Below are 17,818 nucleotides of genomic sequence, written 5' to 3'. Positions count from 1 at the left end.
CAATGGGAAAGGAAATCCTGATTTTAGATATCAATATTCCATTATAATTGGAATAATCATCGGACGTCTCTTCGTTTGTTGGAATAAATATGAATTTAGCGTATCACGGATTTCTTGTTTAATGTTTGTCCATTCAAACGTTTCTTTATTCACATATTTTTCAACAATTGTTCTTACTAATTTAGCGGATTCATCCATTAACTCTTCTGATTCTCTTACGTATACAAAACCTCTTGATAGAATCTCAGGTCCTGAAGCTATTTTCTTTTGAGCACGGTTAAGTGTAATTACTACGATAAAGATTCCGTCCTGAGATAATAGTTTACGGTCTCTTAAGACAATGTTACCTACATCTCCAACGCCAATCCCATCTATTAGAACGTTGCCAGCTTGTACTCTTCCACTCATTCTAATTTTTCCATTTTTGTATTCTACAATATCGCCTTTATCAGCTATAAATATTTCTGACTTTGCCATCCCCAAGTCCTGAGCCAATTTAGAATGAGCTATCAGCATACGATACTCCCCTTGAATTGGAATAAAGTATTTAGGCTTTGTGAGGTTTAACATCATTTTTAAATCCTCTTGACTACCATGTCCTGATACGTGGACATTTTTACTAGAGGTCAAAACTTTTGCTCCAGCTTTTGCGATAAGATTCATCGTATTAAATACTCCAACTTCCATTCCTGGAGATGGTGTAAATGTTATAAGTACAGTATCCGTATCTTTAATCTTAATATCCTTATGATGCTTGCGAACCATTTTCTCTAAAGCCTCTAAAGGTTCTCCTTGATTACCAGAAACGATAATTACAATATCTTCATCGTTATATTTAGAGATTTCTTTTATCGGAATCATAGTTTCTTCTTTGACAGTAAAATAACCTAAGTCTAAACCTATAGCAAAGATATTCTCTAAGCTTTTTCCTGCAATAGCAACTTTTTTGCCAGTCTCAGCAGCTTTGTCAAATACCTGTTGAATTCTTATAAAATTGGATGCATAAAGAGATACAAGAATACGACCTTTAGCAGCGTGGAATGTTTCTGATAATTGGTTTTCAATAACTGCTTCTGATGTTGTATATCCGGGTCTTTCTGCTTCTGTTGAATCAGACATGAGGATAAACACGCCTTCTTCTCCTAGTCCTGCCATTTTTGCTATATCTGGGCGGTATTTCCCTCTAGCAGATTGATCAAACTTAAATTCTCCTGTATGCACAATAGCACCTTCAGAAGTATGGAATACGATACCTAAAGAATCCGGGATACTATGTGTTGTGTGAAAAAATGTTACGTGTGTGTTTTGGAAGTTCATTCGACTTTTATTTGTTACTTCAAAATACTTTACTTGTTGCTTTGCTGGCATTGCCTTTACATGAGTTTTTGCCAAAGCAATAGTTAGCTTGGAGCCATATACAGGCGCTTGAATCTTTTGCAGTAAATAAGCAATAGAGCCAATTGCGTCTTCATGTCCATGCGTTAAAAAGATTCCTTTAACCCGATCTTTGTTTTCCTCTAAATACGTAATATCAGGAATGACGATATCAATACCCAACATTTCGTTTTCCGGGAACATAAGACCGCTATCTACTACAAAGATTTCATCGTCTATTTCTACTACGTACATCGCTTTACCGATTTCGCCAACTCCACCGAGCGGTATAATACGAATAAGTTCATTTTTAACTTTTACCAATTCTTTTCCTCCTAATTGTTAACCCGACCAACATCCACTATTTTTTATTATATCGGACGTCACCGTTTCACACAAATAAAAAAAGCTGAAGGTTGAATTCTTCAGCTTTTCACGTAATTACTTGGCTTCTAAATATTTCTCCCAAACATTATCAAATTCCAGCTTTTCTTCCTTTGTCATTTCTACTAATGGAAGTCTTAAAGATCCAGTTTCAACTCCAATTTTAGTAAGTGCATATTTCACTACTACTGGATTCGGATGTTGGAACAACGCTTTAATCACAGGTAGCGTTTGTTGATGTATTTTAGCAGCCTTCAAATGCTCGCCTTGACGGAACAGTTGTATCATTTCTTGCATTTCTTTCCCTATTACATGGGAAGCAACCGATATAATTCCAGATCCCCCTATTGCGAGCAATGGTAAAGTCAATCCGTCATCACCACTATATACAAGGAAATCATCATCCGTATCCGCTAAAATTTTTGTCATTTGATCTAAGCTGCCACTAGCTTCTTTTACAATTTGGATCGATGGAATTTTACTTAGAGCCACAATCGAATCAGGCTCCAGATTAACAACGGAACGCCCTGGAATATTATATACTACAATGGGAATTGAAGTCGCAGATGCAATTGCTTCAAAATGTGCAATCATTCCACGCTGATTCGGCTTGTTGTAGTAAGGAGTAACAATCATTAAAGCATCAACTCCAAGAGCTTCTGCCTTTTGAGAAAGTTCTATAGATGCAGCTGTATTATTGCTACCTGTTCCAGCGATAACTGGTACTCGATTGTTTACTTTTTCTACTACAAATTGTATAAGCTTTAGTTTTTCATCTGTCGATAGTGTTGGAGATTCACCTGTTGTACCACTTACTACTAGGGAATCTGTTCCGTTTGAAAGCAAGTGTTCTAAAAGTTCTTCGGTTGCGCGAAAGTCAATAGTACCGTCTGCGTGAAACGGAGTCACCATTGCTGTAGAAATATTTCCGATATTCATTGAATTACACCTCTTATCAAATTCGCCTTTTAATAAAAGCACAAGCACTTATGTCTGCCCTGACTAGCAAATGGTAAAGCTAGGAGGCAGTTCTTAAGCCACCGCAACCCTCTTACTTGAGACGAGCTTTGCGCTGGAGCTTGACAATTAAAAAAGCACAGACTTTCTTCTTCGTTAGAAAAGGAGAAAGTTAATCTTTCTCCTTATATTACTATTCTTATATGTCGGTAGGTTTATCTAACCTATCCAACGTATATATAATATTAATTATAAGATTTTTTCATCGATGAGAGCTTCAGCAATTTGAATTGAATTAAGAGCCGCACCTTTTAAGAGATTGTCAGCAACGATCCACATATGGAAGCCATACTCACTAGAAGGATCCTTCCTAATACGTCCGATGAAAACAGCATCTTCATCCTCGGAAAAGTAAGGCATAGGATACAGTTGCTCACTAGGATCATCCTGCAGAGTAACACCTTCTGCACTTGCCAAGAGCTGCTTAATATCTGCTACTGTTACATTTTCCTTTTCTACCTCAATGTACACCGATTCAGAATGACCAGTTACTACTGGCACTCTCACACAAGTAGCAGCAATAGAGAGATCTGGAAGAGACATAATTTTTTTCGTTTCATTCATCATTTTATGTTCTTCGAATGTAAATCCATCCTCATTGAACACATCGATTTGTGGGATAACATTTCCTGCAATCGGAAAGTGCTTCTCTTCACTTTTAACAGGTAAAATTTCAGAAGTGGGTTGCTTTTCTGCTATTCTCTCACTCTGAGATGTCAATTCATGAATAGCTGCCGCTCCTGCTCCTGATACTGCCTGATAAGTTGAGACAATAACTTTTGATAATCCATATTGCTTTCGGATTGGCTCTAAAGCTACGACCATCTGAATAGTAGAGCAATTAGGGTTAGCAATGATTCCTTGCTGTTCGTGCAAGGCTTGCTTATTTACCTCTGGTACTACTAATGGAACATCTGGATCCATTCGAAATGCACTTGTATTATCCACGACTATGGCGCCTCTCTTACTAGCCTCCTTAGCTAATGCTTTCGAAATCGAACCTCCTGCAGAAAAAAATGCTATGTCAACACCTTCAAAAGCCTCTGGTGTGGCTTCTTCGATTGTATAGTTTTTTCCGTTTACTTCAATTTGTTTACCTGCTGATTTCTTAGAAGCTAACAATTTTAATTCCGCAAATGGAAAGCTTCTCTCAACTAATTTTTCAATAATTTTTTGGCCGACAGCACCTGTAGCCCCTACAATTGCTGTTGTAAATTTTTGTGACATGTAAAGCTCTCCTTTCAAAAATCAAAACATATTGGCGATATTGTATCATACATACTATAAAAATACACTATTATTAATATTTATAATTCATAATTTATGAGTAAAGGCTGTATTTGTTTGGAGGCAATTGCATGTTCAACCGTGGGCACAATCTGTTTAAAATCAGCTATTAAGGAATTAGGTTTTTTGTGAGGACTGTCTTGACCAAAGGGGATAAAGTAAATATTTTTAGTTGAGAGTAGCTTCATAATATTCATGCCATTAAGACCAAGAGCATCATTAGTTGATATCCCTAGAACGACAGGTTTACCGTTACGCAGCGTAGCCTTAGCAGCCATTAATACTGGAGAGTCCGTTTGCGCATTAGCTAGCTTACTTATTGAATTACCCGTCATTGGTGCTATCACCATACAGTCTAGTGGATTAGTAGGTCCAAAAGGCTCTGCCTCCACTATTTTTGAAACTACTTTATTGCCACTTGCAGCTTCTATTTTTTCTACCCACTCTTCTCCAGTACCGAATCGAGTGGCTGCTGTTAAAACAGAATACGTGATGATGGGCACTACAGTGGCACCAACATCCGTAAATTGCTTGATCATTGGAATTACTTCCTCATAAGTACAGTGAGAAGCGGTAATTCCAAGACCAATTCGAAGACCTTCTAACACTATTTTTCCTCCTCTAAGAAAGCCAGATGCTTTAAAACAGCTCTGGCAAGTAATTGCCCTGCATCTTGTGGAAAATACATTCCTGGTAAGCTTGTAGAGAGACTATAATTAAGAGGGGTGTTTTCTACATCTATCAGACACCCTGGATTTGATGCAAGGTCAAAAACTCTTTTAAAATAAACAGCATTTTCATTTTTTAGCCATTTGGACGGAATGGTATTTATCATGTAAAGTGAAGGTCTCATCTGTTCTTCAAGTAAGTTATCTAATGTAGATATTTGATAACCATAGCTTTTCGCTTCATAGAGCTGATGTTCGGATCGAACCGAGATAATAACCTTCGCTCCAAGATGGTGCAGTGCTAAAGCTAGCCTTTTACCTACCCGGCCATAACCTGTAATTATGAATTCTTTGTTATAGATTACTTGTTTCTCTTGCGAGTAGAAGTAATTAATGAATCCCTCAGCAGTCAAATTTGCATTGTCCCATATCCATTCTTCATCTTCTAGATAATAAAAGGTCTGTATATTATCCTTTTTTACTGCCTTCTCTATGCTTTCAGTAGATTTCCCTATAAAAACAGTTTGACAGCTTATAGGTAATTCAAAAGGGCCTTCAGTATGAATCGGTTGGATTGGCAAAAAAACTATATCTGGTTCATATGAAAAGACGGTTTCCCTTAGTTCTTTATCCCATGTCATCGTTGGATAGAGCTGGGTGTCTAAATAATCTGATACAGATTGCTGCAAGTAGTTCAAGCGTGGGTCAGTTCCAATTATCGCAATTTTTTTATTCATGGGTATACACTGGTTTCGATAGATGAGTCTGTTTCGTTAAAAAGGATACGATCTTTCCCAATGAGAATAATTTCTTCCCACGATATAAACTCTTTTTTTCTAGGTGTTTTATTGGATTGAAAGAAAGACGAAGATTTTTGAAATAATTCAAAACCTTGTATCTTACCGGTTTGTGGATTAAAAAGTAATTCAGTATCTGCAAGCCTCCCATATCTGGTACCATCTTTCACTTGAATAAGCTCTTTTTCTGCAAGTTCTGAAAGTAACAATCTGTCCCCTCCTTGTTCATCTCTACTTATGTATATGCCATTTTCAAAACAAAGTGAATTAAAATCCCATTAAAATAAAAGGCTGTTGCATAGAACACTTCCCATAGGATTCATTTAAATTGTGTAGTTCTATATATACATCCTATAAACATAGGTAAAAAGCATGGATTATAATTTGCTAATTTTCACTTTAGGTGTGTGAAAAAGTGGTATAGGTAAATATTACAAAGAATATAAAGGTTACGGGAGCATCTCAAACTATTCTAAGCAAGCTTTGTAACTTTCAGAAGATATTTGATGACGTAATCGAAAAAATGTATGTATTTGAGCTAGCTTTCTTTTAGTCTTTTGAGTCAACAAAGCTCCTATATCATTCCCTTTAATCACTTGAAAAAAGTATATGCTTTTTTAAGAACGAAAAAAAGACGCCGATTAGCACTCGACGTCTTTAGGCATGATTACCGATACCGCTGGTTCATGAGAGAATATTTCTTTTGTTAGTTCCATTACCGATTCAAGAGTAACTTCATCGATTGTGTCACTTACTTCATCTAGGGAACGATGCTTGCCATATAACAATTCGTTTTTACCGTTACGGTTCATTCTAGAATTAGAGCTTTCCAACCCTAATAGCAGGTTTCCTTTAAGTTGCTCTTTTGCATTCGAAATTTCTGTTTCGGTAAAACCTTGCTCCATGACAGTTTGAATTGTTTCATTGATTGAACTCTTTAATTCTTCTAATTGATTGCAAGATGTTCCACCATATATAGCTACTACTCCTGTGTCCTCGTAAGATGAATGATAGGAATAAATGGAATAGGCAAGCCCTTTTTCTTCTCGAATTTCTTGGAATAGTCTTGAGGACATACTACCTCCAAGTATGTTATTCAACACAACCAGACTGTATATGTTATCAGCCTTCACACTAAGTCCTGGATATGCTAGACATAAGTGAGCTTGTTCTGTGTCCTTATGACTTTCTGTATATACAGGTTTTATAGTAGGAGTACTGAACTGTGTCACTTCTGTTAACGGTTGTTTAAAGTCGCCAAATAACGCTTCAATATGACTCAATAAATCCTCTGAAATATTACCAGCTACAGAAATCACTACATTTTTTGGTGTGTAGTGTTTTTCCATATAAGAAATAATGGATTCTCTAGTAAATGTATTTAATGTTTCTTCCGTTCCTAGTATAGGTGCACCTAATGGATCATTAGGAAGCATAGCCTGCCATAAATATTCATGGACAATATCATCCGGCGTATCCTCTACCATTTTGATTTCCTCAAGTACTACTTGGCGTTCTTTATCTATTTCCATTGGGTCAAATGTGGAGTTAAAGAACATATCTGCAAGAATCTCTACAGCATATTTTGCATGATGATCGAGTACTTTCGCGTAATAACAAGTATTTTCTTTGGAAGTAAAGGCATTAATATTTCCACCAATACGATCAAATTCTTCAGCAATCTGTCTTGCGGAACGAGTAGCAGTTCCTTTAAATAGCATATGCTCGATGAAATGAGTCAACCCGTTTTCCTCTGGCAGCTCATAGCGAGATCCTGCCTGCACCCAAATCCCTACTGCAACTGAGCGCACATGTGGGATATGTTCATACACAATACGTAATCCGTTTTTACAAGTTGTTTTCTTAATCAATATAACACCTCTATCTAATCTATTCTTCGATTTATGCATATACTTTTTTGTTTCTTGTCAATGTCTAGCTCCAGCACCTTGCCCCTCGAGGTCAAATGGAAAAAGCTCCGGTGGCTGGGGAACTGCCTCCTCACTTTCCCCATTTGCTTGTCGGGGCAAACATAGGTGCCTGCGCTTTTCTTACTATTTAAAAAAAGTTGCCGTAGATTGGATCTACGGTCAACCTTGTACGTAATTATATATTATTAATTAATCTTCTTTTTGTTCAGCACGTTCTTTTTCTTCTTTTAATACTACTTTACGAGATAAGTTAACACGGCCTTGATTGTCAATTTCGATCACTTTCACTAATAACTCGTCCCCAATTTTAAGAACGTCTTCCACGTTTTTCGTACGTTCTTCTTGGATTTCTGATATATGAAGCAAACCATCTTTTCCATTAAAGATTTCTACGAAAGCACCGAATTTTTCAATACGTTTTACTTTTCCTAGGTAATATTCGCCAACCTTAGCTACGCGAACAATGTCTTCAATGATTTGTTTTGCACGAGCAATCATATCTTCATCTGGTGAAGCGATATAAATTGTACCATCTTGCTCAGTATCAATTTTTACGCCAGTTTCATCAATGATTTTGTTGATTTGCTTACCACCAGGTCCGATAACATCACGAATTTTATCAGGATTGATTTTGATAACAGTAATTTTTGGTGCGTATTTAGATAATTTTCCACGTGGCTCACTAATAGTAGCAAGCATACTTTCAAGAATCTGCATACGTCCAATTTTAGCTTGCTCAAGAGCTTCCTCTAAAATCGTTTTAGACAATCCATCGATTTTAATGTCCATTTGAAGTGCTGTTATACCTTTAGAAGTACCAGCTACTTTAAAGTCCATATCTCCAAGATGGTCTTCCATTCCTTGAATGTCTGTTAAGATTGTATAATGTTCACCTTTTTTTACAAGTCCCATAGCAATACCAGCAACTGGAGCTTTAAGTGGAACGCCTGCATCCATCATAGCAAGTGTAGAAGCACAAATACTTGCTTGCGAAGTAGAACCATTAGATTCCAGTACTTCAGCAACTAAACGTAGAGTATACGGGAAATCATTCTCATCTGGAATAACTGCTTCTAATGCACGTTCACCTAAAGCACCGTGACCGATTTCACGACGACCAGGAGCACGAATTGGGCCCGTTTCCCCTACACTAAATTGAGGGAAGTTATAATGATGCATAAAACGTTTAGATTCCTCTAAGCCGATACCATCAATAATTTGAACATCACCTAGTGGCCCTAATGTACAAATACTCAAAGCTTGAGTTTGTCCACGCGTAAATAGACCAGAACCATGTGTACGAGGTAAAACACCAACTTCAGAAGACAATGGACGAATTTCAGCTACGCCACGACCATCTGGACGTACTTTTTCTTCTGTGATCAAACGACGAACTTCTTCTTTGACCATAGCATCTAAAATTTCACGCACTTGCTTCAAAGTTTCATCGGTTGCTTCTTTTTCAGTATATTGTTCTAATACTTCAGTTTTCACTTCAGATATAGCATCTTCACGGGCATGTTTCTCTTGTACTTGAATAGCTTGAACTAGCTTAGCTTCGCAAAGCCCTTTTACTTCCGTAAAAAGCTCCTTATCTAATTCAAATAAAGGAATTTCTTTTTTCTCTTTCCCGATTTCTGCAACCACTTTTTCTTGGAATTCAATTAGCTTAACGATTTCACTGTGTCCGAACATAATAGCTTCTAGAACGACTTCCTCAGAAACTTCTTTAGCTCCTGCCTCTACCATGTTAATCGCATCTTTTGTCCCAGCTACAGTTAGATCTAACATGCTTTTTTCCATTTGCTCAACTGTTGGGTTAATGATAAACTCGTCCCCAATTAAGCCAACTTGTACACCTGCGATCGGTCCATCAAATGGAATATCCGATACACTTAGTGCTAAGGAAGAGCCAAGCATCGCTGCCATTTCAGAGGAACAGTTTTGGTCTACTGACATAACAATAGAAATTACTTGAACTTCATTACGGAAACCATCTGGGAACAATGGACGAATTGGACGGTCGATTAAGCGACTTGTTAAAATAGCTCGTTCTGAAGGGCGTCCTTCACGTTTAATAAATCCACCAGGAATTTTACCAACCGCATATAACTTCTCTTCATAATTCACTGTTAATGGAAAGAAATCAAGATTTTTTGGTTGTTTAGAAGCAGTAGCTACAGATAATACACTAGTATCTCCGTATCTTACTAATACTGCTCCATTAGCTTGTTTTGCAAGTTGTCCAATTTCTACTTGCAATGGACGGCCTGCCCATTCGTGTGTAAATACTTTCTTTTCACTCATTGCTCTGGACTCCTCTCGACTTCAAAAAACTCCTTAAATAAGGCGATGATTATTTTCTACTATGATTTTCGCAAAATCTTTCATATCCAAAGGTATATGTAAGCTCTTTTGCTCACTATCTGCTATTTCTGTACAAATTGAAATATAACACGGCCTTTAAAAAAGGACGTTCTAATGGTTATATGTATCATAAGTAGTGTATCAAAAATATCGAAACTATGCGAAATATTTTACTAAAAAAAACAAAAATTACTCGCTAATACTAATATATAACAATTTCCCTTAGAAATAAATTTTATACCAATAGAAAAAGCGGGATAAATCCCGCTTTCCTAGGTGTATCTTATCGACGTAAACCAAGTTTTGCGATTAGTTCACGGTAGCGTTGTACTTCGTTTTCACGTAAGTATTTTAATAAGTTACGACGACGTCCAACCATTTTGAATAGACCACGACGTGAGTGATGATCTTTCTTATGTGTACGTAAATGTTCGTTTAAAGAGTTAATCTCTTCAGTAAGGATTGCGATTTGGATATCTGCAGATCCTGTATCGCTTTCATGAGTTCTGAACTCAGCGATTAGTTCGTTTTTGCGTTCTTGTGTAATTGCCATTATAGGTTTCCTCCTAAAAATCTTAATATCCCCTGTTCCTGAGCAGCCGTTGGAGAATCGAGAAAGCCAAGGAAAGGTTAAGTACATTTTTGTACTTATAAAGAATAGCATAATCTCTTATACGAAGCAACTTTTATGAAAGGTATTCCATTTGTTACTTTAAAATAATAGCGAGAGGGTTAATAACCATAAAAATTTATCTTCTGGATATTAGAAATTATAAAAAGCTTACATTTTAAAGTATTCCATAGCGTAATTTTTGTCTTTCCCGATTTGTTTTTTAAGTTCGTCAATCCCATTGAACTTTTGTTCGGCACGTATACGCTTGTACCAATGCACGGATACTTCTTCTCCATAAATAGATTGGTCGAAATTTATAATATGTACTTCAATCGATAATTTCTTTTCTTCCGGGTTATTAAATGTTGGCTTATACCCAACGTTACATACTCCCTCATACCAGATTTCCTGGACCTGTATCTTCACTGCATATACACCAATAGCCGGAGTAAATTGTCCTTCCTTTGGTTGGATATTAGCAGTAGGAAAATCTATTGTTCTACCTCGTTTATCACCATGGACAACTACACCAGATAGCATAAAAGGACGACCTAAAAGCTCTTTTGCCACTTCCACTTTGCCCTCTTTTAGTGCCTCACGTATTCTAGTAGAACTTATTTTATCGCCAGCAAGCTCTTGCTTGCCAACTATAGAAACGGAATATTCTCCGTTAGAAAGCTCCTCCATATCCTGCATCGTACCTTTACCAAAAGATCCAAACGTAAAATCGAACCCTGCAGTCACATGTTTAACATTTGCATGCTTAATAAATGAGTCAATAAATTGAGCAGGCGAGAGCTTCGCAAAGTCTGAAGTAAACCTTACGACAAATAAAGCATCTACATTCATTTGTTCCAGTATCTCGATTTTCTGTTCCAAAGGTGTAATATAGAATACTTGCTCTTTTCTCCCACCTAGAACAAGAGAAGGATGAGGATCAAACGTCATAACAGCTGTCTTGATACTCTTTTCTTTACCTTTATTTAAAGCCTCTTGGATAACTGCACGGTGTCCGGTGTGGACACCATCAAAAAATCCTATTGCTAGGGAATAAGCTTCATTGTTAGTAACATTATATAAATGATTGGGATAAGATAAGTGATATACGTTCATATTATTCTCCTTTATCTGATGAAAACATTTTCTCTGGTTTCATCATACCACTTTTTGTTGGATGTTTAATATATACCGCAATTGGCTCCCCATTGTCTGTGAAGACCATTTTGTCATTTGTATTCAGCAGTGGATGTATTTCCAATACAGAGCCATTTGTAATCCATTTTTTCAATGAATTATCTAGTTCCTCGAATGGCCATTTGGATAATGCGTGTTTAAACGGTAAAATACTTTGTTCCAGAGCATCATTTTCCAAAGATTGTTGTACTTCTGAAAGAGTTAGACACTGCAATTTTGTAAAATTTCCAGAAGCAGTGCGCACTAGCGATGACATATGGGCCGGATATCCAAGTAGCTCGCCTATTTGAACGGCAAGTGTACGGATGTAGGTGCCTTTACTACAGTTAATCTCAATAGAGAATAACACTTGTTGGCCAGAAAATACGGAATCATCATCAAGTAATTTTAAATCATTAATAGTTACTTGTCTGCTGGGACGATCTACTTCTTTCCCTTCCCTTGCATACTCGTATAATTTTTTCCCATTTACTTTAACTGCAGAATACATCGGAGGTGTTTGTGTAATGACTCCCGTAAGTTGCTGCAGTACATTTAATATTTGCTCACGAGAAAATTTCTTTTCCGAGTTATCCTCTAAAACTATATCTCCATCAGCATCCTCTGTTGTAGTTGAAATTCCAATAGCAACAGTAGCCACGTAAGTTTTTCCCTCATTCATTACATATTCAGACACCTTAGTTGCCTGACCAAGACAAATTGGTAACACACCTTCAACACTTGGATCTAGTGTTCCAGTATGACCTATTCGTTTCATCTTCAAGATTTTCCGTAATTTAAAGACACAATCATGTGAGGTCATCCCTTTTTCCTTCCATAGAGGAAGTATGCCTTCGTACATATTATTCACCCCATATTCAAAATACAAGAAAGAAGTCTGCTCATTGGATAAGCAGACTTCTTTTTTGTGTTTTATTCCTCAGAAGATTTGTTAATCTGTCTTAGTAAATCGTCAATATGATTGCCATAAGCAGCAGATTCATCATATTCAAACAATAACTCAGGAGTAACTCGTAAACGGATACGCTGCCCAATTTCTGAACGGATAAAGCCTTTTGCTTTTTCTAAAGCCTTTAATGTATCGTTACGGTTACCATTTAACACTGTAATATAAATCGTCGCTTGTTGTAAGTCGCCTGTAACTGCTACATCGGTTACTGTGACAAAACCGATACGAGGATCTTTTAATTTTCGTCCTATGATTTCGCCTAACTCTTTTTTCATTTGCTCGGCAACTCGGTTAGCACGCATTGACATAATTGCTACACCTCATCTTCTATCATAAATATTCTTTGTTGATATCAATACATTCCCATTCTGGGTTAGATTCCAAAAAACGAATGGCAAGTGTTAACTCGCGTTCCACTGCACGCTTGTCAGAGGCAATGGCAACTATTCCGATTTTAGTACGCTGCCAAACGTCTTGGTGATCTAACTCAGATATTGAAACATTGAATTTTTGTTTTGTTCTAGTGAGCATACGCTGTAATACTGCTCTTTTTTCTTTCAATGAATGTGCAGTAGGGATGAGAAATTCACACTCTGCATACACAATCATTATCGTTTAATTTCTTCCATAATGTAAGCTTCGATTATATCGCTTTCTTTGACATCATTGAAGTTTTTAATCGTAATACCACATTCATAACCTTTTGCAACTTCTTTAGCATCATCTTTGAAGCGTTTAAGCGTATCTAGCTCACCTTCGAAAATAACAATTCCATCACGGATTACGCGAACGCCACTATCACGAGTGATTTTGCCATCGATTACATACGAACCAGCAATAGTTCCCACTTTAGATACTTTGAATGTTTCACGAACCTCAGCTTGACCAATGATTTTCTCTTGGAATTCTGGATCAAGTAGTCCAGTCATAGCTGCTTCGATTTCCTCAATTACTTTATAAATAATACGGTGAAGTCGAATATCTACGCCCTCTTGTTCAGCGGCACGTTTCGCATTTGTATCAGGACGTACGTTAAATCCAATTACAATTGCATTGGAAGCAGCTGCAAGGCTAATATCTGACTCAGTGATTGCTCCAGCTCCAGTATGGATAATTCGAACATTTACACCTTCAACTTCAATTTTCATCAATGAAGCAGCCATTGCTTCTACAGTACCTTGAACGTCTGCTTTCACAATTAGGTTTAGTTCTTTCATTTCCCCTTGTTTCATTTGATCAAACAAGTTGTCTAAAGTAACACGTGCTTTTTCAGAACGTTGGCTCACTTGTGCTTGAGATGCACGTGTTTCACCAACTTGACGAGCAGTTTTCTCGTCTTCAAATACAACGAAACGATCTCCTGCTTGTGGAACTTCGTTTAATCCAGTAATTTCAACCGGAGTTGAAGGACCAGCTTCTTTCACACGTCGGCCAAGGTCATTAACCATTGCACGGACACGGCCGAATGCATGACCTACTACGATTGGATCTCCAACTTTTAAAGTTCCATCTTGAACTAATAACGTAGCAACAGAACCTCTACCTTTGTCTAACTGTGCTTCAATTACTGTTCCTAAAGCAAGACGTTTAGGGTTAGCTTTTAGCTCAGCAACCTCTGAAACAAGTAGAACCATTTCAAGCAGGTTATCAATACCATCGCCTTTTAATGCAGAGATTGGTACGAAAATTGTTTCTCCACCCCAAGCTTCTGGCACTAAACCATGCTCTGTAAGTTCTTGCATTACACGATCAGGATTTGCTCCTGGTTTATCCATTTTGTTAACTGCTACGATGATTGGAACTTCTGCAGCTTTCGCATGGTTAATAGCTTCAACCGTTTGAGGCATTACTCCATCATCTGCTGCAACTACTAAAATGGTCAAATCAGTTACTTTTGCTCCGCGCGCTCGCATCGTTGTAAACGCAGCATGCCCTGGAGTATCTAAGAAAGTAATCTTTTTACCGTTATCCACTACTTGGTATGCACCAATATGCTGAGTGATACCACCCGCTTCTCCAGCTGTCACCTTAGTGTGTCTGATAGAGTCTAACAGAGTAGTTTTACCATGGTCAACGTGTCCCATGATTGTTACTACTGGTGGACGCTCTACTGTGTGTGTAGAATCTTCTTCCACAGGAGCTTCGAAATGAACTTCTAAATCAGTAATATCGATTTTGATTTCTTCTTCCACTTCTACACCGTAGTCTGCACAAATAAGTTCAATTGCATCCTTATCTAGCTCTTGGTTAATTGTTGCCATTACACCAAGTAAGAACAATTTTTTAATAATTTCTGCAGGTTCACGACCTAATTTTTTCGCAAGTTCTGTTACAGTTAGAGATTCCGTAAAAGTAATTCTTTCTGGAAGTTCTCTTTCTTTTCTTGGCACTGGTGGTTGAACAGGAGTTGTCGGTCCTTTTCTACGCTTGTTTGGACGTTGGCCTGGACGATTTTGTCCCCCTGGTCTATTTTGACCACCCGGACGATTTTGTCCTCCAGGTCGGTTATTATTATTAAAGACTTTTTTCTCTTTTGGTTGATTATTTGAACCTTGAGAATTAGATCCTTGATTATTCGACGTATTTGCAGGTCTTTGTTGTGATTGACCATTGGTTGAAGGACGTGATTGTCCCCCTGAAGATGGCCTAGATTGATTTTGGTTATTTGGTCTTTGTTGCCCTTGTGAAGACGGTCTAGATTGGTTCTGGTTGTTTGGTCTCTGTTGTCCTTGTGAAGACGGTCTAGATTGGTTCTGGTTACTTGGTCTTTGTTGCCCTTGATTAGAAGGTTTAGTCTGTTGTGAAGCTGAATTATTTCCAGCGCCACCTTTTTTATAAACGCCGTCTAATTTACTTACAGCATCCCCTTCAAGCGTAGACATATGATTCGTAACTGTAATATTCATTTTTCCTAGTTGCTCAATAACTTCTTTACTTGATTTATTAATTTGTTTCGCGTATTCATGAACTCTGATTTTAGTCATTAGCTCACCCCCGGTTATATTCGTTGAGAAGGCCGGACAGTTTTTTAGCGAAACCGTCATCCATAATGGCTATTGCCACCCTGGCCTCTTTTCCCGTCGCATGTCCGAGATCGTGCCGGTCTCCAAAGACATGCAGCTCAACGTTAAAAGATGCACATTTATCATTCAATTTTTTTGCCGTATTTTGTGAAGCATCATTAGCTAATATAACTAACTTTGCTTTTTTACTTCTAATTTCTTTTACGACTAACTCTTCACCAGATATAGTTTTTCTAGCTCTAGTTGCAAGTCCTAATAATTGAGTAATTTGTTGTTCTAAATTCATTTCAATTTTTCTCTTTCGATCATGACTATTAACTCGTCATAGATTTCATTTGGTATGCTTGCTTCTAAATGATTTCCTAAAGAATTCTTCTTCTTTGCTTGGTTAACTGCTTCTACAGTTTTAGAGACATACGCGCCGCGACCAGATTTCTTTCCAGTCGGATCCACGCTAACCTCGCCTTCTTTCGAACGAACTACTCGAATCATTTCTTTTTTAGGAAACATGTCTCCAGTAGCAACACATTTTCGTAATGGGATTTTTTTTTGAGTGGCCATACTAAATCAGCCTCCTATTCTTACTCTTCGTCTTTGTAAAAATCAAAATCATCCATATCGTTTTCTAATTCTTCTACAATTAGTTGCGGAGAATTCTCGTTAGGATAAATTCCTAGTTCTCTAGCATCCGTCTCACTTTTAATGTCAATTTTCCAACCTGTTAGCTTAGCTGCAAGTCTTGCATTTTGACCTCTTTTACCAATAGCGAGAGATAGCTGATAATCCGGGACTACTACTGTAGTGGATTTTTCCTCTTCATTTACTTGAACGTCTAAAACTTTCGAAGGACTAAGTGCATTTGCCACGAAAACTACCGGATCTTCTGACCATTCCACAATGTCAATTTTTTCTCCGCTTAGTTCGTTGACAATCGTTTGAACACGAGCACCTTTCGCACCTACACATGAACCAACTGGATCAATTTCATCGTTATGAGCGAATACAGATATTTTCGAACGATCTCCAGCTTCACGAGCGATAGATTTAATCTCTACAATACCTTCGAAAATTTCAGGCACTTCCATCTCAAATAAGCGACGAAGTAATCCTGGATGTGTTCTAGAAACAAACACTTGTGGTCCACGAGTTGTACGTTCAACCTTTGTAATATAAACTTTGATACGGTCATGAGGACGATAAGTTTCAGTCGGAATTTGTTCGTTTACTGGTAAAACAGCTTCCACTTTCCCTAATCCTACATAAATATTGCGAGCATCAAGTCGTTCAACAATACCGTTTACTATATCATCTTCACGATCAACATACTCTTCATATATTAACCCACGCTCTGCCTCACGTACTCGCTGAGTCACCACTTGTTTTGCTGTTTGTGCTGCAATACGTCCAAAGTTACGTGGAGTAACTTCTTCCTCTACTACATCTCCAAGAGCATAATGTGGGTTAATAGCTTGTGCATCCTCAAGAGAAATCTCCAGTCTGCTATCACTAACTTCCTCTACTACATCTTTTCTAGAATAAACTAACATAGAACCGTTAGCTAAATTGATATCCACTCGAACATTTTGAGCTTGATTGAAGTTTCTTTTGTATGCCGTAACTAATGCAGCCTCAATCGCCTCCATTAAGACATCTCTTGAAATTCCTTTTTGCTTCTCTAGCGCAGTTAACGCATCTAATAACTCACTACTCACAGCTGTCACTCCTCAATATACATTATGCAGAGAAATCGATTGCTAAACGAGCAAGCGCAATTTTCTCTTTTTCAATTTGAATTTTAACTCTTCTTGTTTTGATGCGAACTTCTATTAAAGCGCCTTCTTCAGCAGAATAAGAAAGTAATGTTCCTTCAAACTCTTTAGCCCCGTTAATTTGCTCATAAGTTTTAATGAAAACATATTTCCCTATAGCTGAGATAAAATCAGCTTCTTTCTTTAAAGGACGCTCTGCCCCAGGCGAGGAAACTTCTAAAAAATAATTTTCCTTAATAGGATCTTCTTCATCCAATTTTTCACTTAGCTTATTACTTACTTGGGCACATTGCTCAATATCAATGCCACCAGAAGGTGTATCAATATATACACGTAAAAACCAATCGCGACCTTCTTTAACATATTCAACATCAACGAGCTCTAAGGTCATCTCTTGCAAAATAGGTAAAACAAGCTCTTCAATTTTACTAGTTATATTACTCAT

At 37.5% G+C, this 17,818-nt stretch carries 18 protein-coding genes; all 18 read right to left on the bottom strand.

The annotated features are described in order from the left end of the window. Positions 1 to 30: 30 nt before the first annotated feature. The 18 genes from MHB55_RS07395 to rimP all read right to left on the bottom strand — a co-directional run bounded on the left by MHB55_RS07395 (position 31) and on the right by rimP (position 17,818). Positions 31 to 1,698, bottom strand: a complete 1,668-nt coding sequence (locus MHB55_RS07395; protein WP_154311096.1) for a ribonuclease J — start codon at positions 1,696 to 1,698, stop codon at positions 31 to 33. A gap of 117 nt (positions 1,699 to 1,815) precedes the next feature. After that, a complete protein-coding gene (gene dapA / locus MHB55_RS07390; RefSeq protein WP_340844320.1) occupies positions 1,816 to 2,697 on the bottom strand; it encodes a 4-hydroxy-tetrahydrodipicolinate synthase in 882 nt (293 codons plus the stop codon). A gap of 267 nt (positions 2,698 to 2,964) precedes the next feature. Beyond that, the gene (locus tag MHB55_RS07385; protein ID WP_154311098.1) at positions 2,965 to 4,002 is read right to left on the bottom strand and encodes an aspartate-semialdehyde dehydrogenase; all 1,038 of its coding nucleotides are present in this window, start codon (positions 4,000 to 4,002) and stop codon (positions 2,965 to 2,967) included. 80 nt (positions 4,003 to 4,082) lie between these two features. Further along, a complete protein-coding gene (locus MHB55_RS07380; RefSeq protein ID WP_151110509.1) occupies positions 4,083 to 4,670 on the bottom strand; it encodes a dipicolinate synthase subunit B in 588 nt (195 codons plus the stop codon). Continuing rightward, positions 4,670 to 5,467: an NAD(P)-dependent oxidoreductase gene (locus MHB55_RS07375; protein ID WP_340862894.1), complete on the bottom strand. Its 798-nt coding sequence runs from the start codon at positions 5,465 to 5,467 to the stop codon at positions 4,670 to 4,672. Before MHB55_RS07375 ends, MHB55_RS07380 begins: the two co-directional genes overlap by 1 nt. Further along, positions 5,464 to 5,736 (bottom strand): YlmC/YmxH family sporulation protein, encoded by a 273-nt coding sequence (locus MHB55_RS07370; protein WP_144538099.1) that lies wholly within the window; start codon positions 5,734 to 5,736, stop codon positions 5,464 to 5,466. Before MHB55_RS07370 ends, MHB55_RS07375 begins: the two co-directional genes overlap by 4 nt. 432 nt (positions 5,737 to 6,168) lie before the next feature. After that, complete coding sequence (locus tag MHB55_RS07365) at positions 6,169 to 7,398, bottom strand: M16 family metallopeptidase (RefSeq protein WP_154311100.1); 1,230 nt, start codon at positions 7,396 to 7,398, stop codon at positions 6,169 to 6,171. A 249-nt stretch (positions 7,399 to 7,647) separates the two neighbouring features. Next, positions 7,648 to 9,765 carry a polyribonucleotide nucleotidyltransferase gene (pnp, locus tag MHB55_RS07360; protein ID WP_154311101.1) on the bottom strand — a complete coding sequence of 706 codons (2,118 nt, stop codon included), beginning with the start codon at positions 9,763 to 9,765 and terminating at the stop codon, positions 7,648 to 7,650. A gap of 343 nt (positions 9,766 to 10,108) precedes the next feature. Next, positions 10,109 to 10,378, bottom strand: a complete 270-nt coding sequence (rpsO, locus tag MHB55_RS07355) for a 30S ribosomal protein S15 (protein ID WP_053589935.1) — start codon at positions 10,376 to 10,378, stop codon at positions 10,109 to 10,111. Positions 10,379 to 10,606: 228 nt separating this feature from the next. Then, positions 10,607 to 11,551, bottom strand: a complete 945-nt coding sequence (gene ribF, locus MHB55_RS07350) for a riboflavin biosynthesis protein RibF (RefSeq protein ID WP_144538096.1) — start codon at positions 11,549 to 11,551, stop codon at positions 10,607 to 10,609. Between the two features lies 1 nt (position 11,552). After that, positions 11,553 to 12,473: a tRNA pseudouridine(55) synthase TruB gene (truB, locus tag MHB55_RS07345; RefSeq protein ID WP_144538254.1), complete on the bottom strand. Its 921-nt coding sequence runs from the start codon at positions 12,471 to 12,473 to the stop codon at positions 11,553 to 11,555. 71 nt (positions 12,474 to 12,544) lie between these two features. After that, the gene (gene rbfA, locus MHB55_RS07340) at positions 12,545 to 12,889 is read right to left on the bottom strand and encodes a 30S ribosome-binding factor RbfA (RefSeq protein WP_144538095.1); all 345 of its coding nucleotides are present in this window, start codon (positions 12,887 to 12,889) and stop codon (positions 12,545 to 12,547) included. Between the two features lie 22 nt (positions 12,890 to 12,911). Next, entirely contained in the window at positions 12,912 to 13,190 is a 279-nt protein-coding gene (locus MHB55_RS07335; RefSeq protein ID WP_144538094.1) for a DUF503 domain-containing protein, read from the bottom strand. After that, positions 13,190 to 15,565 (bottom strand): translation initiation factor IF-2, encoded by a 2,376-nt coding sequence (infB, locus tag MHB55_RS07330; RefSeq protein WP_144538093.1) that lies wholly within the window; start codon positions 15,563 to 15,565, stop codon positions 13,190 to 13,192. Before infB ends, MHB55_RS07335 begins: the two co-directional genes overlap by 1 nt. A 4-nt stretch (positions 15,566 to 15,569) precedes the next feature. Further along, entirely contained in the window at positions 15,570 to 15,890 is a 321-nt protein-coding gene (locus tag MHB55_RS07325; RefSeq protein WP_144538092.1) for a YlxQ family RNA-binding protein, read from the bottom strand. Next, positions 15,887 to 16,165, bottom strand: coding sequence for an RNase P modulator RnpM (rnpM, locus tag MHB55_RS07320; protein WP_144538091.1), 279 nt, complete (start codon positions 16,163 to 16,165; stop codon positions 15,887 to 15,889). The genes MHB55_RS07325 and rnpM overlap by 4 nt, the downstream gene beginning before the upstream one ends. Positions 16,166 to 16,185: 20 nt before the next feature. Next, positions 16,186 to 17,316: a transcription termination factor NusA gene (nusA, locus tag MHB55_RS07315; protein WP_144538090.1), complete on the bottom strand. Its 1,131-nt coding sequence runs from the start codon at positions 17,314 to 17,316 to the stop codon at positions 16,186 to 16,188. A gap of 22 nt (positions 17,317 to 17,338) precedes the next feature. Next, complete coding sequence (rimP, locus tag MHB55_RS07310) at positions 17,339 to 17,818, bottom strand: ribosome maturation factor RimP (protein WP_144538089.1); 480 nt, start codon at positions 17,816 to 17,818, stop codon at positions 17,339 to 17,341.

Source organism: Psychrobacillus sp. FSL K6-1267 (assembly GCF_038003265.1).
GTDB lineage: Bacteria > Bacillota > Bacilli > Bacillales_A > Planococcaceae > Psychrobacillus > Psychrobacillus faecigallinarum.
This window is presented reverse-complemented; position numbering and strand designations above follow the sequence as displayed.

Coding starts and splice junctions, on each gene's coding strand:
- dapA (WP_340844320.1), bottom strand. CDS start 2,697: ATGAATATCGGAAATATTTCTACAGCAATGGTGACTCCGTTTCACGCA.
- MHB55_RS07385 (WP_154311098.1), bottom strand. CDS start 4,002: ATGTCACAAAAATTTACAACAGCAATTGTAGGGGCTACAGGTGCTGTC.
- MHB55_RS07375 (WP_340862894.1), bottom strand. CDS start 5,467: ATGAATAAAAAAATTGCGATAATTGGAACTGACCCACGCTTGAACTAC.
- pnp (WP_154311101.1), bottom strand. CDS start 9,765: ATGAGTGAAAAGAAAGTATTTACACACGAATGGGCAGGCCGTCCATTG.
- rpsO (WP_053589935.1), bottom strand. CDS start 10,378: ATGGCAATTACACAAGAACGCAAAAACGAACTAATCGCTGAGTTCAGA.
- ribF (WP_144538096.1), bottom strand. CDS start 11,551: ATGAACGTATATCACTTATCTTATCCCAATCATTTATATAATGTTACT.
- truB (WP_144538254.1), bottom strand. CDS start 12,473: ATGTACGAAGGCATACTTCCTCTATGGAAGGAAAAAGGGATGACCTCA.
- rbfA (WP_144538095.1), bottom strand. CDS start 12,889: ATGTCAATGCGTGCTAACCGAGTTGCCGAGCAAATGAAAAAAGAGTTA.
- MHB55_RS07335 (WP_144538094.1), bottom strand. CDS start 13,190: ATGATTGTGTATGCAGAGTGTGAATTTCTCATCCCTACTGCACATTCA.
- infB (WP_144538093.1), bottom strand. CDS start 15,565: ATGACTAAAATCAGAGTTCATGAATACGCGAAACAAATTAATAAATCA.
- MHB55_RS07325 (WP_144538092.1), bottom strand. CDS start 15,890: ATGAATTTAGAACAACAAATTACTCAATTATTAGGACTTGCAACTAGA.
- rnpM (WP_144538091.1), bottom strand. CDS start 16,165: ATGGCCACTCAAAAAAAAATCCCATTACGAAAATGTGTTGCTACTGGA.
- rimP (WP_144538089.1), bottom strand. CDS start 17,818: ATGAGTAATATAACTAGTAAAATTGAAGAGCTTGTTTTACCTATTTTG.